The following is a 20,372-nucleotide window of genomic DNA, read 5'->3' on the forward strand; positions in this document are numbered from 1 at the left end:
CCGGCAGATTCAGCGGTTCTTGCCGGGAACCCATAGCACGTCGGCATTTCCGTTGTCATTGACCGCGCGTGCGGCGACGAACAGAAAGTCCGAGACACGGTTGATGTATCTTATCCCCTCGCGGTTGACCTGCTCGTCTGGATCTTGCGACAGCGCAACCATGACGCGCTCGGCGCGGCGGGCCACCGTGCGGGCGAGGTGAAGGGCAGCCGCTGCCGGCGTACCGCCGTTGAGCACGAAGGATTTGAGCGGCTCAAGGTCCTTGTTGAGGAGATCGATATCCTGTTCGATGCGGTCGGTCTGCGAGGCGATGATGCGCAACGGCTCGTAGTCGAGCGGCTTGCCATTATCGGGGACTGCCAGATCGGCGCCGAGGTCGAAAAGGTCGTTCTGGATGCGGCCGAGCATCGCATCGATCGCCGGATTTACTGCCGCGGTATGAATGCGGGCCATGCCGATGCAGGCATTGGCCTCGTCGACCGTGCCGTAGGCGTCGATGCGAAGGTCGGATTTCAGCCGCCGCTCGCCGGAGCCGAGACCGGTGGTGCCATCGTCGCCAGTGCGGGTGTAGATCTTGTTGAGTTTGACCACGGGGTACCTCCCGGCTGGTGCTGGGTCACTTACGGGTGAAATACACCGCCAGCATGATCAGCACCAAGGCCACGAACTGCAAGAGCACGCGCGTCTGCATCAGCTTGTTGGAGGTCATGCTGGAGCCGCCGCGCATCATGTTGATGAGGCCGCGGATCAGCACGATCACCACTGCGACCATGACAAGAACGGCGAGGATGTTGAAGACGGTTGCCATGGTGTGTTCCAGTTGAATTGCGTTCAGGCGCGTTTGGCGAGCAGACGGTAGAGTGCAGAAGCCGGCAGGATGCGTTTAAGGATCACACCGATCCTGGCCGGCACTGTTACCACATAATGCGGGCGCGGGCGCCGCGACAGAAGCGCATGGCGCAAGGCGGCATAAACCACCTCCGCCCCGGGCTTCAGCCGCGATGTGCTGCCGCCGGCCCGCAGCCGTTTGAGTTGCGCCGCATAGGCAAGGCGATGAACGGAATTCTCGTGATCGATATTTGCCAGGAACCACGCAAGGCTGTTGCTGGCGATCTTCGATTTCACCGGCCCCGGCTCGATCAGCGAAACATGGATGCCGCTACCCCGGAGTTCTTGATAGAGGGACAGCATCAGCCCTTCGATAGCGTGCTTCGATGCCGAGTAGGCGCCGCGAAAAGGCACCGGCGCGAGGCCGAGGATCGATGAGCAATGAACGAGACGACCATGGCCCTGACGGCGCATCACCGGTACGACGCGGCGAGTGAGATCATGCCAGCCAAAGACATTGGCTTCGAACTGCTGCCGTAAAGCCTCGACCGGCAGGTCCTCGACGGCGCCGGGTTGTCCGTAGGCGCCATTGTTGAAGAGCGCACCGAGCCGGCCGCCGGTCCGTTCCAGCACCGACGCCACCAGCGCCTCGATCGATCCGGGCTCGGTGTAGTCCAGATAAAAGGCCTCGATGCCGTCGGCCTCGAGCGCGGCGATATCTTCGGGCTTTCGGGCCGTTGCGAACACCCGCCAGCCTTCCCTCTTAAGAGCATGGGCGCAATAGGCGCCTATACCGGAAGAGGCACCTGTGACAATGATGGTGCGCAACTCTTCTCCGGGAGGAATGGTGGTTTGACCTAGGGTTGTCATTTACCGCAAACCCTTCCCATATTCGCGGCGTCGGGACAATCGAAGGGAACGCGGTTCTTGTTGCGGAAGATCGTAGCCCTCAAACGCGTCCTCTACGACGCGCTCGGCCATTTCAACACCGACGACGGCTGGGCAATGGCCAGCCATCTGGCGATCACCGCGCTGATGGCGCTTTTTCCTTTCCTGATCTTCGCCACGACGCTGGCGAGTTTTTTCGGCGCGCAGGCTTTCGCCGACACCGCCGTGCACCTTGTGTTCGACACATGGCCCGAGCAGATCGCCAAACCGATCGCGCGCGAGGTACTCAACGTGCTTACCGTCCGGCGCAGTGACCTGTTGACCTACGGTATCGTGCTTGCCGGATATTTCGCCTCGAACGGCATCGAGGCGCTGCGCACCTCGCTCAACCGGGCCTATCGTGTCTCGGAAACGCGCGGCATCATCTACCGGCGGGTGCAGAGCATCATCTTCGTGCTGATCGCGACGGCCGGGTTTTTGGCCATCAGCGTGCTGCTGGTCTTCGCGCCGTTGCTGGCACGGCTGGCCGAGTCGCATTTCGAATGGATAAAGCCCTACATGGGCACGATCACGCTGTGGCGTTACGTCATCGCCTCGGTCGTCATCATCGGCGGCCTGTTCGCCGTGCATTTCTGGTTGCCAGCCGGCAAGCGCCGCTTCGTTTCGATCGTGCCTGGCATCATCTTCACGCTGGTCGGCTGGCTCATCGGGTCGACCATCTTCGCCGCCTATCTCGATCATTTCTCGTCCTATGTGACGACCTATGCCGGCCTCGCCTCGATCATGATCGCCGTCGTCTTCCTCTACATCGTATCAGCGATCTTCATCCTCGGTGGCGAGCTCAACGCCGCGATCAGCCGCTATTTAGAGGCGCGTGCCCGCGTCGGCGGCTGAGCCGTCGCCAGCCCGACGCCGAGCGTCGCGATCGCCATGCCGGCGATCTGGAGCGGGCTCAAGTGCTCACCGAACAATGCCCAGGCGATGACCGCGGTGACGGCCGGCACGAGGTAAAACAGCGAGGCGACCTTCGACATTTCGCCGTCGCGGATCATCACCATCAACAGGAAGATGGCGCCGATCGACAGCACCAGCACGAGCCAGGCCATGGCGAAGATCAGTTCGCCATTGACGATGACCGTTCGCGTCTCGAAGGCTAGCGAGGCCAAGGCCATTACAGATGCGCCGCCGACATATTGCCAGAACGTGGCAGCCACCAGATCGCCGCCGGAAGCAAAGCGCTTCTGCCAGATCGTGCCGGCGCTCATGCCGAGCACCGAGACAAGTGAGGCGCCCAGTGTTTCGGCCGTCACCCCGCCGCCGAGCGCGCCGAGCTTCGGCCAGAGCACGATCACCACACCGATCAGCCCGAGGCCGAGACCGGCCCAGTGGCGCGGCAGGATGGCCTCGCCGAGAAGCCTGCCGGCGAGCACTGCCGTGATCAGCGGCTGCAGGCCGACGATCAGGGCTGAAAGCCCGGCGGGCATGCCCCGGTGGATGGCCCAGAACACGCCGCCGAGATAGACCCCATGCATCAGGATGCCGGCGCCGGTCGCGTGCAGCGCCTCGTCGCGGGTGGCACGGCTCGAACCAAGCGCGGCCATCAAAGCGACAAGCAGGATTGCGGCCAGGACAAAGCGCGCGGCCAGGAAGGTAAAGGGCTCCGCCCACGGCGTGGCATAGCGCGCGCCGATGAAGCCGGTCGCCCACAGGACGACGAAAGAGGCGGGGATGAACCGCTTGAGGCTGTGCATTTTTCCGGAGGCCACGCGTCGGTGAGGACTGATTGTCGCGCTTGCTCTAATGCCGTTCCGAGCGGAAGGCAAAACCAAACCGTTGATCCATAGGCTCATTTCCATTCAAGGAATGCCTTTGGCGCCGCTAGAGACCGACCAGCCGCCTCACATCGTCCGGCGATGCGCCCGTCTTACGCTGGGCGGCAAGGCCGGTATCGCCAAGACTCTTCGACAGTTTTCGTCCGTCCGGGCCGAGGATCAGGCGATGGTGAAAATAGGCCGGCTGCGGCAGGCCAAGCAGTTGCTGAAGCAGCCGCTGCACGCTGGTCGCGGAATAGAGATCCTGGCCGCGCACGACATGGCTGACGCCCTGCAGCGCGTCGTCCATGGTGACGGCGAGGTGATAGCTGGTCGGGATTTCGCGGCGCGCCACGACCACGTCGCCCCAATCCTGCGGATGGGCTTCGACACGACGCGTCGCGGAGAGCGTCTCGTTCGTGTATTCGGCCCATGACAGGTCCTTGCCGGCGCGCGCTATTGCCGCATCGACGTCCAGCCGCCAGGCAAATGGCACATTTTCGGCCTGGCGCCGCTTGCGTTCGCTCGCCGTCAACGCCTTGTCGGCGGCAGGATAGAGCGGCACGCCGTCCGGGTCGCGCGGCCAGTCGCGGCCACGCTTCTCGCTGTCGGCGATAAAGGCGCGGATCTCACTTCTGCTCATGAAGGCCGGGTAGACAAGTTCTTCCTCGATCAGCCGCTCGAGCATCGCCCGATATTCGGCAAAATGCTCGGACTGGCGGCGCACCGGTTCCTCCCAGCCAAGCCTCAGCCATTTCAGGTCGCGAAAAATGCCTGCCTCGAATTCCGGCGTGCAGCGTGTCGTGTCGATATCCTCGATGCGCAGCAGCAGGCGTCCGCCCGTCGCCTTTGCCAATTTCTGATTGAGCAGCGCCGAATAGGCATGGCCGAGATGCAGTTCGCCGTTCGGGCTCGGCGCGAAGCGGAATGTCAGCAGTGTCATTGTCCGGCGGCAATCGGGTTGTGTGGCGCTTTCGCCAATTGCTACTTTGCGCCGGTGGCGTCGTGCGTCCAGAGGGACACGTGACGAAGCGTGCGGCACTTTTGATTTTGGAACAAGCAGACATGCAACGCATCGCCAGTCTCGACGACATTGCGCAAGGGCTGGATAGGCTATGCTTACTCGACCCACGCCTGGAAAGAGTGCGCGGCATGGCCGGCGAGGTGCCGCTCAGGCTATCGGAGCCGGGGTTCAGGAGCCTTGCTTCCATCGTCGTTTCGCAACAAGTGTCCCGCGCGAGCGCCGACGCCATCTTCGGCCGGCTGACGAGACTGCTCGATCCGCTGACGCCGCAGGCGATACTTGCCGCCGACGAGGTGATCTTTCGCGAGGCCGGGCTGTCGCGACCCAAACAGCGCGGCCTGCTTGCCGTCGCCCGGGCGGTGGCCGACGGGCTCGACCTCGATCACCTCTGTCGGCTCGATGCAAGCGAGGCGATCGCGGCCATGACCAGGGTGCCGGGGATCGGCCCGTGGACGGCTGAAGTCTACCTTTTGTTTGCCGCCGGACACCCGGACATCTTTCCGGCGCGCGACGTTGCATTGCAGAGCGCGGTCGGCCATGCACTAGGCATCGACCCGCGTCCGCCGGAGAAAATGCTGATCCGGCTTGCCGAATCATGGAGCCCGTGGCGCGGTGTCGCATCGCGGCTTTTCTGGGCTTATTATCGCGAATTGAAGGGCAGGGATGCCGCGCCTCCGGCCTGAATCCGCAAAAAAGCATTGAAATCATGCGTTTTTGAGACCCGGCATGATCGACAATCCGCTTCACATCCCTGTCATGTCGGGCTTACAGTATCCGCGCCGACCGGTTCTAGGGTGAAGGAGGTCAACGACGTGACGGTTGCCGTATCTCCGGATGGGCTTCCAGCGCTGGTGCTGAACGCGGATTACCGTCCGCTCAGCTATTACCCCCTGTCGCTCTGGTCCTGGCAGGATGCCATCAAGGCGGTGTTCCTCGAGAGGGTGAACATCGTCGCCGAATACGAACACGCCGTCTCTTCACCGACCTTTTCGATGAAGCTGCCGAGCGTCGTCAGCCTGAAGGCTTATGTGAAGCCGTCGAGGCATCCGGCGTTTACCCGTTTCAACGTCTTCCTGCGTGACCGTTTCCAATGCCAATATTGCGGCACGCCGGACGATCTGACGTTCGACCATGTCATTCCTCGCCATCGCGGCGGCGCCACGACCTGGGAGAATGTCGTCGCTGCCTGCTCGCCCTGCAATCTGAGGAAGGGCGGCATGATGCCGGCCCACGCCAAGATGTGGCCGCTGCAGAAGCCCTACCAGCCGACGGTGCATGATTTGCATAATAACGGCCGGCTGTTCCCGCCCAACCATCTACACGAAAGCTGGATGGATTATCTGTACTGGGATGTCGAACTCGAGCCGTGAGATCATCCGATAATTCGGGAGGCTGGCCGTCTGAAGCGATTTTCTGCGCTTCCGATGCTCACGGACCAATGTCCGCTCCGCTTCGGTTCTCGGCAATCACTCCACCCGACTCAGCCTGCCGAATTCTTGGATGATCTCGTGTCGCGCTAAATCAGTCGCGGGCGAAGGCGCTGCGGAAGGCTACGACTGCCAGGACAAAGCTGGCGATGGCGTTCCAGCCGGCCAGCGACAGGCCGAGGATGCGGAGCGCCGCCTTGTCGCAGGAGGGCGGGACGAATTTGTCGAGCGCATCGAGCACGCCCTTGCCGCCGGTGTCCACCGGCCCGGCGGCTGCGGTGCAATCGGTCGGGCCTGGCCACCACGCCCATTCGACGCCGGAGTGATAAACGCCGAGATAGCCGCCGTAGAGCATCAGCAGGCCGCCAATGGCCAGCAGGCCACGGCTTACCCAGGCTGGCGCCTGAAGAGCCGACGCAAGCACCGCCAGCAGCATCAAGGGCACGCCGACGTAGTAAGGCGTGCGCTGCTCGAGGCAGAGCTTGCAGGGGATGTAGCCGCCGAGATACTGGAAGGCCAGCGCCGAGCCGACCGTGGCGGCCATGGCGACAGCGAGGAACAGGGCGGTGCGCAGCCGCTGGCGTCCGGTATCGGTATTCACGGTCGCTGTCATCGGGCTCAGTCCATTCGGTTCGATGCCGTTCAGACGGCGTATTTGACGACGATATAGAGCAAAATCAGGGCGGCGGCGGCGGCGCCTGCAATCTGGCCAAGGCGCTTTTCGATGAAGTGGCGGATCGGCTCGCCATAGCGGCGCAAGAGCCACGCGAGAAACAGGAAGCGAGCACCGCGCGCCACGATTGCCAGCACGATGAACAGCAGCAAAGGAACACCGATGACGCCCGACAGGATCGTCACAACCTTGATCGGCGGCAGATGGGCGAGGCCGGAGGTGACCAGCATCAGGATGATGAAGCCAACACCCGATGAGACGCGCATCGCCTCGAACTCGTCATATTTGCCATAAAATTCGAGGATCGGCCGCGCCATCGCATCATAGGCATAATGGCCGATGAACCAGCCGGCGATGCCGCCCAGCACCGAGGCGACGGTGGCGACCAGCGCGTAACGATAGGCGCGATCCGGCCGCGACAGCGCCATCGGCAGATAGAGGACGTCGGCCGGCACCAGGAACACCGAGCTCTCGACGAAGGCGATGAAGGCCAGCCACCATTCGGCGGATTTGCTCGCCGCCAGCGACAAGGTCCAGTCGTAAAGTCCGCGAAGCATCGGCACTCCTAATGCACGCCCAAACCAGAAGCGGTCTTGGGATCACGACATGTACAAACAAGACTTGGAAGCGCCCAGCATCAACCTCGTCGGACGAGGTGCGCTTCAATGACATGCGCCGCCTGTCTAGAAAGATTTTCCGCGCTGCACAATGGCAGCTGCTTCACGAAATCGAAAGGCTGAGGCTTGAGCGAGCCCAGATGTCGGGATTTGGCCAGTTGACGAACAGGCCTCCAACCGTATAGTCCGCGCCCATCCAGGCCGCCCGGCCTGAGCCCCTATGGCGGAATTGGTAGACGCGCTCGACTCAAAATCAGGATGCGTCTACCGTCAGCCCGCAGGGTAATAGGATTGGAGGTCAATGGGTTAGGAGTTAAGAGCCGCTTAATTCTCGAACTGCCACCCTCTGCGTAGGTGCAGCATGAGAGCGTTGAGAGGTAAATGAGTTAGCGCCTTGCGGGTGTGGTGAAACTGGTAGACGCGCTGGATTCAAAATCCAGTTCCGAAAGGAGTGTCGGTTCGAGCCCGACCACCCGCACCAACTATCGGCCAACAAACTTTGAGAACGGCAGTCATTTCACCTGTCGCGCCAGAGTTCGAATCGTGTCGGCCGCCCACCTCCACCAGGATACTCCGCAATGTCCGGTGATGGATGGGACAGATCAACACATAAAATCAATATGTTATGAGAGATCGTGTGCAAAAACTGCACACGAAAGGTCCGCTACTCTTCTGGTTTTCGTTCCTGCGATGGAGTAGCCGACGGGCCTCTTGGGACGCCTGTTGAGTAGCTGCGCTGTCCTATCCTGCGAGGACCGTTGCTGGTGTATCCGCGATCTGCCGTCTTTCAGATGGCGGACGTCACCCATGTCGGTCGACCAAGATCAAGCTTGATCCCGCTGACCACGCGACGCCGCTGATGTGCTCGACACCAATGCCCGACTGCGTCGGCGCATTACGCGTGAGCCGTAAGAAATAAAATGACCAGTGCGCTTGAGCCCGCTGCAATATCAAAAAGATGCCCCGGCTTCAGGGAGGCCACACGCGCCGCCCATTCGTCGGCTGTGAAAGCGCGTCGTTGCAATGCAAGTGAAAAAAACTACCGGCCAATCAAAGCGAACATTTCTGGACTGTTTGCCGACCGAGGCGGAGTTTGATGAGGCTCAACTTCAGCCGGGACCGAAATGGCCTTACCGACCGATCCAGATCACCACGCCCGGGAGACGCTCCGGCTGATCGGCCCCGATCCGCAGAACTGGGTGCCGGACCGGGAAGGCATCGACCACAATGTCTTCATCGTTGGCGGTGGGCAGACGGGGGCGACCTTTGCCTTCGCGTTGAGGCGTGCCGGCATCGGCAAGGTTACTGTCGTCGACGCGGCATCGGATGAAAGCAAGGCCGGCATCTGGTTCACTCATGCACGGATGAACCGGCTGCGAACGCCAAAGGGCTTGCCGGGGCCGGAACTCGGCTTGCCGGGCTTGAGCTTTCAGTCCTGGTACGAAGCCCGCCACGGTGCGGAAGCCTATGCCGGATTCGACCGCATCGCACGGACGGATTGGGCGAACTACCTGAAATGGTATCGCGCGTTCCTCGGTATCGGCATCCGTTACGGCACGCGTCTCATTCGCATCGAGCCGGCCGGCGGGCTTTTTCGCCTCCACCTCGAAGCCGACGGCACGCCATCGGTCGAAACGGCGCGCAAGATCATTCTGGCCAATGGCTTTGGCGGCAGCGGCGGTCCAGTGATACCGGCGGTACTTGCCGCCTTGCCGCGGGGCCTTGTCGCACACAGTTCGGCGGCAATCGATTTTGCCTCGCTCAAGGGCAAGGCAATGGCTGTCGTCGGGTCGGCGGCTTCGGCATTCGATGCGGCCGGAGCTGCCCTTGAGGCCGGCGCGAAATCGGTGCGTCTCTTTGCCCGCCGCAACAGCATTGCCAGTGTGCCGATCAACCGCGTGCGCGGCTATCCCGGCGCCTATGACAATTATCCTCGGCTGCCCGATGCGGTGCGCTGGCGCCAGGCATTGCGCTTCCGCGAGGCCGGTTCAACGCCGCCGCTCGATGCGGTGGAGCGGGCGGTGCGGCACCAGAATTTTCATCTCCATCTCGGTGCCCCCTGGACAAATGCGGATGTCGAAGACGGCAAGGTCGTCACCGATATCGCAGGCGAGACGTTTGCGTTCGACTTCGTCGTCGCCGGCACCGGCTATTTCGCCGACCCGACGCGCAAGCCTGAGTTCGCCGATTTCGCCGCCACCATCCGGCTATGGCGCGACCAGTACGCGCCGCCGGAAGCAGAGCTGGATGAATTTTTCGGCGCCCATCCTTATCTCGGCCTCGGCCATGAATTTCTCGAGAAGGCGCCGGGGGAGGCGCCATTCCTGAGGAATATCCATGTCTTCAATCCCGGCGGCTTTGTCAGTTTCGGCCTGCCGATCGGCGATGTGCCGTCGATCAGGCGCGATGTGCCGGCCGTTGTCGCGCGCATCAGCCGCGATCTCTTCCTCGCCGATCTCGACAGCCATGAGAGCCGCATAACCGGGAGCCATCCGGCCGAGTTCGGCGAAGACGCCTATGCCGCTTCCGTCTCGCGGCCGGCGCAGACCATCGCGGTGGAATAGACGCATTTCCATGGACAAACGCCGATGACCTTCAGCCCTGACCTTTCCGACCCGTTCGTCGCCACGGCGGTCGAACTGCGCGAAATCTTCGATCGGGATGCCGTGGCGCGCGACAAGGCCGGCGGCCGGCCCGTCGAACAGATCCGCCTGCTGAAGGAAAGTGGTTTGCCGTCGGCGCAGATTCCCAAGCGCTATGGCGGCAAGGGCGCACCCTGGCTGTCGGTGCTTCGCGTCGTGCGCGAATTCGCCCGCACCGACGGCTCGCTCGCCCATCTCTACGGATACCATCATCTGCCGCTCAATGGCGTGCTGTTCCGTGGCACGCAGGCGCAGAGGGACCGGCTGCTGACACGCTCGGCAAGGGAGAACTGGGTCTGGGGCAATTCCGGCAACGCCATGTCGAAGACGTCGACGGCCAGGCGCAACGGCACGGGCTGGATCCTGAGCGGCTTTCGGCCGTTCTCCTCCGGTTCCCACATCGCAGACTACATCCAGGTTGCCTGGGAGGACGGCCAGGATAGACTAGCGGCAGCGATCCCGGCTGACCGTGAGGGCATCGTCATCGAGGATGACTGGGATGGTGTCGGCCAGCGGCAGACCGGCAGCGGCAAGGTGACGTTCAAGGACGTGCATGTCGGCGACGACGAACTGATTGGCTCGCCCGCGGTGCCGCTGACGCCGTTCCAGACGCTGACGTCACTGTTCCAGCAGGCGGTCCTGCTCAACCTGTTCGTCGGCAGCGCGCAAGGAGCGCTGAGCGAAGGCCGGGACTATACGGTCTCGCAATCGCGCCCCTGGGTCTATTCCGGCTATGAGAAACATACCGACGATCCGTTCGTGCAACGCAAATATGGCGACCTCTATATCCGCACGCTCGCCGCGGCCGAACTGGCCGATATAGCAGCATGCAGCCTCGATGCCGCTTATGGCCAGGGCGAGGCGTTGACCCTGGAGCAGCGCGGGCAGACGGCGATCGATCTCGCCACCGCCAATGTCTACGCCGGACAAGTCGGCCTCGACGCGTCGAGCGAGGTTTTCGAGGTGATGGGCGCCCGCTCAGCCACCAAGGCCAACGGCTACGACAGGTTCTGGCGCAACGTGCGCACGCACACGCTGCACAATCCGGCCGAATACAAGAAGCGCACGATCGGCACCTGGTTGCTGACCGGGGAATTCCCGGCCGGCGGACTGTACCGCTGAGGAGGCGAAAAAAATGGCCAGGCGCAAGGACAAGCTCAAGCTGGGAGCGTTTCTGCTCTTCACCGGTCACCATGTGGCGGCCTGGCGCCATCCAGCGGCAGGCGAGGGGACCAGCCTCGGCGACTACGTCGAACTTGCCCGGCTGGCGGAAGCGGCCAAATTCGACGCGATCTTCTTTGCCGATGGCGTCGCGGCGCGGCTGAGCAACCTCGAGGCCGCCAGCCGCAAGGCGCATAGCGGCGTCTATCCGTTCGAGCCGATCACGCTGCTGTCGGCACTGTCGGCTGTGACCAGGAACATCGGCCTCATCGCCACGGCGTCGACCAGTTTTTCCGATCCCTACAATCTGGCCCGCCAGTTCGCGTCGCTCGACCATCTGAGCGGCGGGCGCGCAGGCTGGAATCTGGTCACCTCTTCCGATCCGGAGGCAGCGTTCAATTTCGGTCACGAGACGCATATCCAGCATGGCGAGCGCTACGACCGCGCCGAGGAATTCGCCGATGTCGTGCTCGGCCTGTGGGACAGCTGGGAGGATGACGCCTTCCCGCGCGACAGAGCAAGCGGGCGCTATTTCGACAAGGACAAACTGCATGTGCTGAACCACAAGGGCCAGCACTTCAAGGTGCGTGGTCCCCTGAACACGCCGCGAACGCCGCAAGGTCGTCCGGTCGTGGTCCAGGCCGGCGCGTCGGGTCCGGGCAAAGAGCTGGCGGCTCGTACCGCGGAAGCGATTTTCGCCGCGCAGATCACGCTCGACGAAGCCACCGCCTTCTATGCCGACGTCAAGGGCAGGCTCGGCAAATATGGCCGCTCGGAGGATGACCTGAAAGTCCTGCCAGGCATTTTCCCGGTCGTCGGCCGCACTGAAGCCGAGGCGCGGGGGAAGTTCGAACAGCTGCAGGATCTCATCCAGCCGGAAGTCGGCCTCGGTCTGGTCTCGGCGCTGGCCGGCGGCTTCGACCTCAGCGCCTATCCGCTCGACGGGCCGGTGCCGGATTTGCCGGAGACCAATGCCGGCAAGAGCCGGCAAGCGCTGGTGATCGATCTGGCGTGGCGCGAGAACCTGACGATCCGGCAGCTTTATCTGCGCATCGCCGGCGCCCGCGGCCACTGGCAGGTGGTCGGCACGCCGCAACAGATCGCCGACACCATGGAAGAGCGGTTCGAGAATTACGGCGCCGACGGCTTCAACATCATGGCGCCGATCATGCCCGGCGGCCTGAAGGATTTCATCGAGCTGGTGGTGCCGGAACTGCGCCGCCGTGGCCTGTTCCGCGACGAGTATGAGGGCAGCACCTTGCGCGACAATCTCGGCCTGAAGCGACCGGCAAACCGTTTTTCGCGGCATGCCGCGGCAGCTGCGGAATAGGCCGGCAATGGCGCGCGACACGCTCTTTCTCATCCAGCCGGGTTTCGCCGACCCAAATCAGCCGGGCCAGACGTTCGTCTGCCCCTATTGCAACCAGGTTGAGGGATTGCTCGCAGCCTTTCCCGATCTCGCCGCCAGACTCGACGTTGAGCGCGTGCCGTTTTCGAGGCCGAGAGGCAAGGTGATCGACGCGCTCGGCGAACGGCACCAGTCGCTGCCGGTGCTGATCATCGGCAGCGATCCGCCCGCCGACTTGCCGACGGCCAAGGGCAAGGTCTTCGCCGATGACACCAGGCGCATTCTTGCACTGCTTGCCGAGCGCCACGGCTTCCCGCAGCTGCATGAGTGAGACGATGACCTTCGATCCCGATACGTCCAATCCATGGATCGCCAAGGCGGTCGAGCTGCGCGACATCTTTGCCCGCGATGCGGTCGAGCGCGACCAGCTTGGCGGCAGGCCTACCGAACAGATACGTCTTCTCAAGCAAAGCGGCCTACTCACCATCGTGATCCCCAAGGAATTCGGTGGCGCCGGGGAACCCTATTCGACGGCGCTGAAGATCGGGCGCGAGTTCGCCAAGGTCGACGGCTCGATCGGCCATATCTACGGCTACCATTTCAGCGCACTGATCGCCGCCAGGCTCAATTCGGACGAACCGCGCTCAGCCGATCTGCTGCGGCGTTCGGCTGCCGGCGACTGGTTCTGGGGCAACACCGGCAACAGTTTTTCCAAAACGCTGTTCGGCCGCAAAGATGGCGAGTGGACGATCGTAAACGGCTTCAAACCCTTCGCCTCCGGCTCGCATGTCGCCGACTATCTTTCGACCTCGTGGGAAGACGAGGTCAGCGGCGAGAGGAAATTCGCGGCGATCCCCGCAAATCGCGAAGGCATCACCGTTCTCGACGACTGGGACGGCATCGGCCAGACGCAGACCGGCAGCGGCAAGGTCGCCTACAAGGACGTCAGGATCCACGACAGCGAGTTGGTGCGCGGTTGGGTCGACGCGTCGTTGCCAATCCGCACCATCGGCCCGCTGCAGCAGCAGAGCGTGTTGCTCAATGTCTTTGTCGGCACGGCCCAGGGCGCGCTGCTGGCGGCGCGAGATTATACGCTCAACAGTTCGCGGCCGTGGATGTATTCCGGCGTCGAGCGCCATATCGACGATCCATGGATCAAGCGGCAGTATGGCGAGCTCTGGGTCAAGACGCGGGCGGCGACGGCGCTGGCCGATCGCGCGGCGGCGGCGATCGATCATGCGATCGCGCGCGGCAAGGCGCTGACCGAGCAAGAACGCGGTGAGGCGGCGGTTGCCGTCGCCGCGGCCAATGTGCTGGCAGGCGATGTTGCGCTCGAAGTCACGACCGAGATATTCGAGGTGATGGGTGCCCGCTCCGCAGTGCGCAAATACGGCTTCGACCGCTTCTGGCGCAACGCACGCATTCACACCTTGCACAACCCTGCCGAATACAAGACCCGCACTGTCGGCACCTGGTATCTGACCGGCGCTTATCCCGAGCCCGGCGTCTTTCGATGAGCGGCCGGCAGCTCCATCTCAACGTCAACATCCTGCATGCCGGCTTCTCGCCGGCGGCATGGCGGATGGACGGCGTCGACCCCTATGCCGCCTTCACCGTTGACCACTATGTGCAGGTGGCGAAGATCGCAGAGCGCGCAAAGCTCGACGCCGTATTCCTTGCCGACCAGGCAGCGATATCGGACCGCATTGACTATCGTCCGATCACGTCGCTGGAGCCGACCATCGTGCTGGCGACGGTAGCCGCCGCAACCGAGCGCATCGGCCTGATCGCCACCGCTTCAACCAGCTTCAACGAGCCCTACAATATCGCCAGGCGCTTCGCGACGCTCGACCATGTCAGCGGCGGACGCATCGGCTGGAACATCGTCACCACGGCCGATCCCGCCTCGGCCCGCAATTTCGGCCTCAACGGTGCCATCGATCATGGCCGGCGCTACGAGCGGGCGGCGGAATTCGCTGACATCGTCAAGGCATTGTGGGACAGCTGGGAGGACGATGCCTTCATCGGTGATGTCGCCAGCGGGCGCTTCGTCGATGCCACCAAGGTTCACGCCATCGACCACAAGGGCGCACATTTCTCGGTGCACGGGCCGCACAATGTGCCGCGTTCGCCGCAAGGGCATCCGGTGGTCGTCCAGGCCGGCGGGTCCGATGACGGCAAGGACCTCGCCGCCCGCCACGCCGAAGCTGTGTTTTCCGCATCGCAGTCTTTCGAGGAAGCGCTCGGCTATGCGCGGGAACTTAAGGCGCGTGCCGTCGCCTATGGCCGCACCGGCGGCGTGCCGCTCAACCTCGCCGGCCTAGCCACCATCATCGGCAGCACCGAGGCCGAAGCGGAGCGGCGGCAAGGAGAGCTCTGGGACCGCATCCCGCTCGACTACAGCCTTGGCCGGCTGTCCGGCGTGCTCGGCATCGATCGCGAGCGGCTGAAGCTCGACGAGAAGCTGCCAGAAGGGATTCAACTGCCCCCCAATGGCGGCCACACCTTCTTCAAGGCCACGCTCGCGCTCGCGCGCAGCAACGATTTCACCGTTCGCCAGCTGATCCGGGCGCTGAACGGCAGCACCGGCCACCGCACCATCGTCGGCACGCCCGAGCAGATCGCCGACGATATCGAAAGATGGTTTGTCGCCGGCGCCGCCGACGGCTTCAACCTGATGCCGGACGTGCTGCCGACCGGACTGGAGGTCTTTGTCGATACGGTGGTGCCGATCCTGCGCCGGCGCGGCCTGTTCCGCACCGACTATGAGGGGCGCACGCTGCGCGACCATCTCGGGCTTGCCAGACCCGAAAGCCGCTTTGCACCGCAGCCGCACAAGGCGCCAGCGCTGCATGAGGCCACCCATTGAATGGTCATCAAAATACAACGGAGGGGAAGGTCCTGCCATTGACCTCATGCCCGGCCAAAATACAGGCCCGACAATGAGCGCTGATACCGAGTTTCTTTGGTACATCCCGAACCAAGTCGATCCCGGTCACCGCGGCGACTCGGCCGTCGAGGACCACAACAGCCTGGAGACGCTGACCAGCCACGCGAAGGCGCTTGAGGAATACGGCTGGAAGGGCGCGCTGATCGGTACCGGCTGGGGTCGGCCCGACACTTTTACTGTCGCGGCCTCGCTCGCCGCGCGGACCACCTCCTTCGAGCCGCTCATCGCGATCCGCCCGGGGTACTGGCGGCCGGCGCACTTCGCATCCGCCGTAGCCACGCTCGACCAGCTGACCGCCGGTCGCGTGCGTATCAACATAGTGTCAGGCAAGGACAACCTTGCTGCTTATGGCGACAGCGAAGGTGACCAGATACATCGCTATGCCCGTACCAGAGAGTTCATGCGCCTGGTTCGCAGACTTTGGACTGAAGAGAACGTGACCTTTGCGGGCGAGCACTTCCAGGTCACTGGCTCTACCGTGATGCCCCGCATCCATGTCCGTGGCGATCGTCGCCATCCCAAGCTCTACTTCGGCGGCGCGTCGGAGGCGGCGGAGCGGGTGTCGGCCAGCGACGCGGATGTCCAGCTCTTCTGGGGTGAGCCGCTCGACGGTGTCCGGGAGCGGATCGAGCGGCTCAAAGCCTTGAGCAGGGAACTCGACCGAGACCTCCCGCCTCTGGAGTTCGGGTTGCGGGTCACCACGCTGGTCCGCGACACCGCTGGGCAGGCCTGGGCGGACGCCGAGGCGAAGGTCGACGAGATGGCCAAGGGCCAGGGAGCCGGCTGGAACGATCACGGTCGGGCGGTAGCGGTGGGCCAGCAGCGTCTGCTCGATCTTCACGCGCGCGGCGAGGTGCTGGACGACAATCTCTATACTGCGCCGGGCAAATATGGCGGCGGCGGCGCTGGCACCACCTGGCTGGTCGGCTCGGCCGCCGACGTCGCCCGCTCGCTCGGCAGATACCGGGATCTGGGCATCACGCATTTCGTGCTCTCGGACACGCCGTATCTTTCCGAGATCAAGCGGCAAGGCGATCAGTTGCTTCCGCTTTTGCGCAACGGGGCCTAAGCCGCGCTTCTTGAATGACCTGGGGTCGTCAGAACACCGGATAAGCCAGATTGCCAGTAGGGAAGACGATGTCACAGCCGGCCGCCTTCAGCATCCGCCCTTCCGACGCTGACCTGCGTGGTGAAGCGGCGCTACGGCGGCGTTATCGAGCGCCGCAAAGCGCGCATACCGGAACCTGGAACGAAGCCCTCGAGGCGATCCTTTCGCATCGCTCGGTCCGCAATTATCTCGCCAAGCCTCTTCCCGAAGGGACGCTGGAACTGATCGTCGCCGCCGCCCAGTCGGCGCCGACTTCTTCCAATCTCCAGGCGTGGAGCGTCATCGCAGTCGAGGATCCGGCGCGCAAGGCGCGGCTTGCCGAACTGGCGGCGATCAATCGCCATATCGAGCAGGCGCCGCTGCTGCTGGTCTGGCTGGCCGACCTGTCGCGGCTGCGCGCCATTGCCGAGGCAAACGGCCGGGTGGGCGAGGGGCTCGATTATCAGGAGAGTTTTCTGCTGGCCGTGATCGACGCCGCACTTGCCGCACAGAACGCCGTGGTGGCGACCGACGCGCTCGGGCTCGGCTCCTGCTACATCGGCGCGATGCGCAATCATCCGCAGGAGGTGGCGCGCGAACTCGGCCTCCCGCCGGAAACCGTGGCGGTGTTCGGCCTGACCGTCGGCTATCCCGATCTCCTGGCTGCGACTGACATCAAGCCCAGACTGCCGCAGGCTGCGGTGCTGTACCGCGAGCGCTATCGATCAGAGCCCGATCCGGACGATCTTGCAGCCTACAACCAGAGGCTTCGTTCATTCCAGCAGGAGCAGGCGATGCCTGTGGTCGACTGGACAGAGTTGGTTTCGAACCGTATCGGTAGCAAAGTAGCGCTGAAAGGCCGTGATCGCCTGGGCGAAGTGCTGAAGGCCCTGGGCTTCAAGCTCAAATAGGCGCGCGCCTGCTCGCGAGACCGCGGCGAGGCTATTCGGCCGCGATAATTGCGATGCGCGCCGGAAGCGCCGCCGGCGGTGGGACGTCGAGAGCGCCGAGCTGGCGCGCCTCGGCCTTCAGCCAGCCATGAAAGCGCTCGACCGTCTCCAGCTTCGCCTTGTGCGGCGTCGTCGCAAAATAATAGGAAAACTCGACCGGCTGCGGTGAGCCGAATGGACTGACCAGACGCCCCGCGGCGAGGTCAGGCTCGGCCAGCCGGAATTTGCCGAGACCGATGCCCTTGCCGGCAGCAGCTGCGTCGAGCACCAGTGACGATTGGCTAAGCCGTATACCGCCCTCGACAAAGCGGCCGGACAGGCCGTTGGATCTCAGCCAGCCCTTCCAGTCAGGGCAGCTTGGATCGCGTTCCGGACCGTCCTCATGCAGGATCGGTGCGTCACGCAGCCCCTCCGGCCCGCGATAGAGACCGTGCATGCGAGCAAATTCCGGGCTGCAGACGGGCAGCACCGCTTCCGAAAACAGCCGTTCCGTCAGCAGGCCGCTATAGGCGCCCGACCCGTAGCGGATGACGCAGTCGACGTCTTCGCTGGCAAAGTCGGCAAGCCTGGTTGATGCGTCGACCAGCACTTCTAGGCCGGGTACCGCGTCGCGCAGTGCGTCGAGGCGCGGGATCAGCCATTTGCTGGCGAAGGAGGGCGCAACCGACACTTTGATCGGCGCATCCTCCTCGTCGCCGGAAATCCGCGCGACCGACTCGACAACGACGTCGAAAGCCTCGGTGAGGCCGGGCATCAGCGCCTGGCCGGCCGACGTCAGCAGAAGCTCGCCACGGTTGCGATGGAACAGCGGTTGACCGAGGTGATCCTCGAGCAGGCGGATCTGCTGGCCGATGGCGGCAGGCGTCACATGGAGTTCTTCGGCCGCCCGCGTAAAGCTCAGGTGGCGGGCGGTTGCGACAAAAGCTCGAAGCGACGTCAGCGGCGGAAGCCTCGCCAGCGTCGGCCGCAGCTTCCTTGATTTTGCGCGAATGAGATCGACCATGGAGCGCATTCAACACGTTCAGGCCGGGCGCGACGAGGGCGGGCTTTGCGCCAAAGTGCCCGGTGGAAAATTTCGTTTGCCGCAGCGTCGCGGCAGCGGGAACGGAAATCTAAAAAATCGTAATGTCTACAATTCTTGTAGAAATAAGATCGGAGCGCTGATTTGGGCGTCGAGCAGCTTTGCCAGATCCTGGAATGAAACGGTCGTGCGAAGCAGTGCTTTCGGCAGACGATAGAAAATCATTCTTCCGGTTTTGCGGCGTGGCAGGGATCATCGCGTCGAGGCGCCGGAGTGTGTTCGGCCGCCGGATGCCATCGTAGCCGTTTTCCGGAGCTCAAGGCCATGTCTGTCAATCGTCGTCATTTCAACCAGCTGCTGTTGCTTGGCGGTGCGAGCTTCGCATTGCCCGGGGTTTCCTTCGCTGCCGAAGGAACGCCGGTCCAGGGTGGCACGCTCAACTGGGCCTACTATCCCGACCCCACCTCGCTGATTGCCATCAACACCTCGTCGGGCACCGGCCAGGCGATCGGTCCCAAGGTGAATGAAGGTCTGCTTGATTTCGCCTATGACCTCAGCCCGAAACCGCTGCTGGCGACGGAGTGGTCGATCAGCGATGACGGCCTGCGCTACACCTTCAAGCTGCGCGAGAGCGTCAAATGGCATGACGGCAAGGACTTCACGTCGGAAGACGTTGCCTTCACCATCTTCCGGCTGAAGGAGGCGCATCCGCGCGGCCGCATCACCTACCAAAACGTGACCGCGGTCGAGACGCCCGATCCGCACACCGCCATCATCGTGCTTTCAAAGCCGGCGCCCTATCTGATCACGGCACTGAGCAGCTCGGAATCACCGATTGTGCCGAAGCACGTCTACGAAACGTTCAAGCCGGCGGAACAGCCGAAGCTCGAACAGACGATCGGCACCGGTCCCTTCATTCTCAAGGAATGGGTGCCCGGCAGCCATCTGATCTTCGACCGCAATCCGGATTATTGGGACGCGCCTCGGCCCTACCTCGACCGCATCGTCCTGCACGTCATCCTCGACCCGGCCGCGCGTTCGGCGGCTCTTGAAACCGGCGAGATCGATATCGGCGCCAATCCCGTGCCGCTGGCCGACATCGAACGGCTGAAGGCAAACCCCGCTCTGGTCGTCGACACCAACACCTACGCCTATTCCGGCCCACAGCAGCAATTGTTCTTCAATTACGAGAACGAAATCCTGACCAAGCGCGATGTGCGCCTTGCCATCGCCCACGCAATCGACCTGCAGAAGCTGGTCGACATCGCGCTCTACGGCTATGCGCAGGTATCGCCGAGCCCGATCAGCACGGCGCTGCCCAAATGGTATGACCCCAGCATCAAGGCGCGCGAGCCCGATACCAAACTGGCGGAGAAGCTGCTCGACGACGCCGGCTATCCGCGTGGCGCCGATGGGACGCGCTTCAAGCTCCGGCTTGCCTACAACGCGTTCCTGCCGGCGTCCTATGCCGATTTCATCAAGCAGTCGTTGGCGACGGTCGGCATCGATGCCGAGATCCTCAAGCTTGACCTGTCGACGTTCCTGAAGACCGTCTACACCGACCGCGCCTGGGACCTGGTCGTCGAGTCGCTGTCGAACACCTTCGATCCGACGCTCGGTGTCCAGCGCGCCTACTGGTCGAAGAACTTCAAGATCGGCCTCGTCTTCTCCAACGCCAGCCACTATGCAAACCCCGAGGTCGACCAGATCCTCGAAGCGGCGGCGATCGAGCCCGACGAGACCAAGCGGCGCGAGCTCTGGTACAAATTCCAGCACATCATCCATGACGACGTGGTGTCGGTCGATCTGGTCGCCGCCGGCGCCCAGATTGTTGCCAACAAGAAGGTCAGGGATTTCGCGCCAGGCGCTCAGGGGATCAACAACAGCTTCGCGCAGATATGGCTCGCGCCAAACGCCTAAGCGTTCTGCAAGCCCTCTGGTTGGG

Annotated in this window: 20 protein-coding genes and 1 tRNA gene; 13 read left to right on the forward strand and 8 right to left on the reverse strand. The window is 63.2% G+C overall.

Annotated elements, in window-relative coordinates; translation table 11 throughout:
- Positions 1 to 9: 9 nt before the first annotated feature.
- From NKI39_RS10295 to NKI39_RS10305, 3 genes are read right to left on the reverse strand one after another with little or no spacing between them, the layout of a single operon-like run.
- Entirely contained in the window at positions 10 to 591 is a 582-nt protein-coding gene (locus NKI39_RS10295) for a cob(I)yrinic acid a,c-diamide adenosyltransferase (protein WP_352540181.1), read from the reverse strand.
- A gap of 25 nt (positions 592 to 616) precedes the next feature.
- A complete protein-coding gene (locus tag NKI39_RS10300) occupies positions 617 to 808 on the reverse strand; it encodes a twin transmembrane helix small protein (RefSeq protein WP_023677950.1) in 192 nt (63 codons plus the stop codon).
- A 23-nt stretch (positions 809 to 831) separates the two neighbouring features.
- Positions 832 to 1,698, reverse strand: coding sequence for an SDR family oxidoreductase (locus NKI39_RS10305; RefSeq protein WP_352831679.1), 867 nt, complete (start codon positions 1,696 to 1,698; stop codon positions 832 to 834).
- A gap of 57 nt (positions 1,699 to 1,755) precedes the next feature.
- On the opposite strand from NKI39_RS10305, the gene NKI39_RS10310 reads away from it, so the two are divergent.
- Positions 1,756 to 2,610 carry a YihY/virulence factor BrkB family protein gene (locus NKI39_RS10310; protein WP_292656768.1) on the forward strand — a complete coding sequence of 285 codons (855 nt, stop codon included), beginning with the start codon at positions 1,756 to 1,758 and terminating at the stop codon, positions 2,608 to 2,610.
- Here the strand turns inward: NKI39_RS10310 and NKI39_RS10315 are convergent.
- On the reverse strand, positions 2,577 to 3,467 hold the full coding sequence (locus NKI39_RS10315; RefSeq protein ID WP_352831681.1) for a DMT family transporter: 891 nt from the start codon (positions 3,465 to 3,467) through the stop codon (positions 2,577 to 2,579). The genes NKI39_RS10310 and NKI39_RS10315 overlap by 34 nt on opposite strands.
- Positions 3,468 to 3,594: 127 nt before the next feature.
- Entirely contained in the window at positions 3,595 to 4,470 is an 876-nt protein-coding gene (gluQRS, locus tag NKI39_RS10320) for a tRNA glutamyl-Q(34) synthetase GluQRS (protein ID WP_352768048.1), read from the reverse strand.
- A gap of 122 nt (positions 4,471 to 4,592) precedes the next feature.
- Here gluQRS and NKI39_RS10325 point away from each other — a divergent pair, with 122 nt between their 5' ends.
- The gene (locus NKI39_RS10325; RefSeq protein WP_352471385.1) at positions 4,593 to 5,234 is read left to right on the forward strand and encodes a DNA-3-methyladenine glycosylase family protein; all 642 of its coding nucleotides are present in this window, start codon (positions 4,593 to 4,595) and stop codon (positions 5,232 to 5,234) included.
- A gap of 129 nt (positions 5,235 to 5,363) precedes the next feature.
- Complete coding sequence (locus NKI39_RS10330; protein ID WP_023677956.1) at positions 5,364 to 5,921, forward strand: HNH endonuclease; 558 nt, start codon at positions 5,364 to 5,366, stop codon at positions 5,919 to 5,921.
- 151 nt (positions 5,922 to 6,072) lie between these two features.
- Here NKI39_RS10330 and NKI39_RS10335 read toward each other — a convergent pair whose 3' ends face one another.
- The gene (locus NKI39_RS10335; RefSeq protein ID WP_352471383.1) at positions 6,073 to 6,591 is read right to left on the reverse strand and encodes a disulfide bond formation protein B; all 519 of its coding nucleotides are present in this window, start codon (positions 6,589 to 6,591) and stop codon (positions 6,073 to 6,075) included.
- A 29-nt stretch (positions 6,592 to 6,620) separates the two neighbouring features.
- Positions 6,621 to 7,208, reverse strand: coding sequence for a YqaA family protein (locus tag NKI39_RS10340; protein ID WP_352471381.1), 588 nt, complete (start codon positions 7,206 to 7,208; stop codon positions 6,621 to 6,623).
- 456 nt (positions 7,209 to 7,664) lie between these two features.
- On the opposite strand from NKI39_RS10340, the gene NKI39_RS10345 reads away from it, so the two are divergent.
- The 9 genes from NKI39_RS10345 to NKI39_RS10385 all read left to right on the forward strand — a co-directional run bounded on the left by NKI39_RS10345 (position 7,665) and on the right by NKI39_RS10385 (position 17,367).
- Positions 7,665 to 7,749 (forward strand) — tRNA-Leu (locus tag NKI39_RS10345).
- A gap of 643 nt (positions 7,750 to 8,392) precedes the next feature.
- Positions 8,393 to 9,832, forward strand: a complete 1,440-nt coding sequence (locus tag NKI39_RS10350; RefSeq protein ID WP_352831683.1) for an NAD(P)-binding domain-containing protein — start codon at positions 8,393 to 8,395, stop codon at positions 9,830 to 9,832.
- A gap of 24 nt (positions 9,833 to 9,856) precedes the next feature.
- Entirely contained in the window at positions 9,857 to 11,032 is a 1,176-nt protein-coding gene (locus NKI39_RS10355) for an acyl-CoA dehydrogenase family protein (RefSeq protein ID WP_352540175.1), read from the forward strand.
- 13 nt (positions 11,033 to 11,045) lie between these two features.
- Entirely contained in the window at positions 11,046 to 12,401 is a 1,356-nt protein-coding gene (locus tag NKI39_RS10360) for an LLM class flavin-dependent oxidoreductase (RefSeq protein ID WP_352471376.1), read from the forward strand.
- Between the two features lie 7 nt (positions 12,402 to 12,408).
- Entirely contained in the window at positions 12,409 to 12,750 is a 342-nt protein-coding gene (locus tag NKI39_RS10365) for a DUF3088 domain-containing protein (RefSeq protein WP_352616979.1), read from the forward strand.
- A gap of 4 nt (positions 12,751 to 12,754) precedes the next feature.
- Positions 12,755 to 13,936, forward strand: coding sequence for an acyl-CoA dehydrogenase family protein (locus NKI39_RS10370; protein WP_352616976.1), 1,182 nt, complete (start codon positions 12,755 to 12,757; stop codon positions 13,934 to 13,936).
- Positions 13,933 to 15,288: an LLM class flavin-dependent oxidoreductase gene (locus tag NKI39_RS10375; RefSeq protein ID WP_352683050.1), complete on the forward strand. Its 1,356-nt coding sequence runs from the start codon at positions 13,933 to 13,935 to the stop codon at positions 15,286 to 15,288. The genes NKI39_RS10370 and NKI39_RS10375 overlap by 4 nt, the downstream gene beginning before the upstream one ends.
- A 73-nt stretch (positions 15,289 to 15,361) precedes the next feature.
- Positions 15,362 to 16,438: an LLM class flavin-dependent oxidoreductase gene (locus NKI39_RS10380; protein ID WP_352831685.1), complete on the forward strand. Its 1,077-nt coding sequence runs from the start codon at positions 15,362 to 15,364 to the stop codon at positions 16,436 to 16,438.
- Positions 16,439 to 16,506: 68 nt separating this feature from the next.
- On the forward strand, positions 16,507 to 17,367 hold the full coding sequence (locus tag NKI39_RS10385) for an NADPH-dependent oxidoreductase (protein ID WP_352831687.1): 861 nt from the start codon (positions 16,507 to 16,509) through the stop codon (positions 17,365 to 17,367).
- A gap of 31 nt (positions 17,368 to 17,398) precedes the next feature.
- Here NKI39_RS10385 and gcvA read toward each other — a convergent pair whose 3' ends face one another.
- On the reverse strand, positions 17,399 to 18,409 hold the full coding sequence (gcvA, locus tag NKI39_RS10390; protein ID WP_352471368.1) for a transcriptional regulator GcvA: 1,011 nt from the start codon (positions 18,407 to 18,409) through the stop codon (positions 17,399 to 17,401).
- 342 nt (positions 18,410 to 18,751) lie between these two features.
- Here gcvA and NKI39_RS10395 point away from each other — a divergent pair, with 342 nt between their 5' ends.
- Positions 18,752 to 20,347 carry an ABC transporter substrate-binding protein gene (locus tag NKI39_RS10395; RefSeq protein WP_352831688.1) on the forward strand — a complete coding sequence of 532 codons (1,596 nt, stop codon included), beginning with the start codon at positions 18,752 to 18,754 and terminating at the stop codon, positions 20,345 to 20,347.
- Positions 20,348 to 20,372 lie beyond the last annotated feature (25 nt).

The organism is Mesorhizobium sp. M0664, assembly GCF_040320565.1.
Classification (GTDB): Bacteria; Pseudomonadota; Alphaproteobacteria; order Rhizobiales; family Rhizobiaceae; genus Mesorhizobium.

Coding starts and splice junctions, on each gene's coding strand:
- NKI39_RS10315 (WP_352831681.1), bottom strand. CDS start 3,467: ATGCACAGCCTCAAGCGGTTCATCCCCGCCTCTTTCGTCGTCCTGTGG.
- NKI39_RS10355 (WP_352540175.1), top strand. CDS start 9,857: ATGACCTTCAGCCCTGACCTTTCCGACCCGTTCGTCGCCACGGCGGTC.
- NKI39_RS10365 (WP_352616979.1), top strand. CDS start 12,409: ATGGCGCGCGACACGCTCTTTCTCATCCAGCCGGGTTTCGCCGACCCA.
- NKI39_RS10375 (WP_352683050.1), top strand. CDS start 13,933: ATGAGCGGCCGGCAGCTCCATCTCAACGTCAACATCCTGCATGCCGGC.
- NKI39_RS10380 (WP_352831685.1), top strand. CDS start 15,362: ATGAGCGCTGATACCGAGTTTCTTTGGTACATCCCGAACCAAGTCGAT.
- NKI39_RS10395 (WP_352831688.1), top strand. CDS start 18,752: ATGTCTGTCAATCGTCGTCATTTCAACCAGCTGCTGTTGCTTGGCGGT.
- NKI39_RS10305 (WP_352831679.1), bottom strand. CDS start 1,698: ATGACAACCCTAGGTCAAACCACCATTCCTCCCGGAGAAGAGTTGCGC.
- NKI39_RS10385 (WP_352831687.1), top strand. CDS start 16,507: ATGTCACAGCCGGCCGCCTTCAGCATCCGCCCTTCCGACGCTGACCTG.
- gcvA (WP_352471368.1), bottom strand. CDS start 18,409: ATGGTCGATCTCATTCGCGCAAAATCAAGGAAGCTGCGGCCGACGCTG.
- NKI39_RS10340 (WP_352471381.1), bottom strand. CDS start 7,208: ATGCTTCGCGGACTTTACGACTGGACCTTGTCGCTGGCGGCGAGCAAA.
- gluQRS (WP_352768048.1), bottom strand. CDS start 4,470: ATGACACTGCTGACATTCCGCTTCGCGCCGAGCCCGAACGGCGAACTG.
- NKI39_RS10325 (WP_352471385.1), top strand. CDS start 4,593: ATGCAACGCATCGCCAGTCTCGACGACATTGCGCAAGGGCTGGATAGG.
- NKI39_RS10350 (WP_352831683.1), top strand. CDS start 8,393: ATGGCCTTACCGACCGATCCAGATCACCACGCCCGGGAGACGCTCCGG.
- NKI39_RS10360 (WP_352471376.1), top strand. CDS start 11,046: ATGGCCAGGCGCAAGGACAAGCTCAAGCTGGGAGCGTTTCTGCTCTTC.
- NKI39_RS10370 (WP_352616976.1), top strand. CDS start 12,755: ATGACCTTCGATCCCGATACGTCCAATCCATGGATCGCCAAGGCGGTC.
- NKI39_RS10335 (WP_352471383.1), bottom strand. CDS start 6,591: ATGACAGCGACCGTGAATACCGATACCGGACGCCAGCGGCTGCGCACC.
- NKI39_RS10300 (WP_023677950.1), bottom strand. CDS start 808: ATGGCAACCGTCTTCAACATCCTCGCCGTTCTTGTCATGGTCGCAGTG.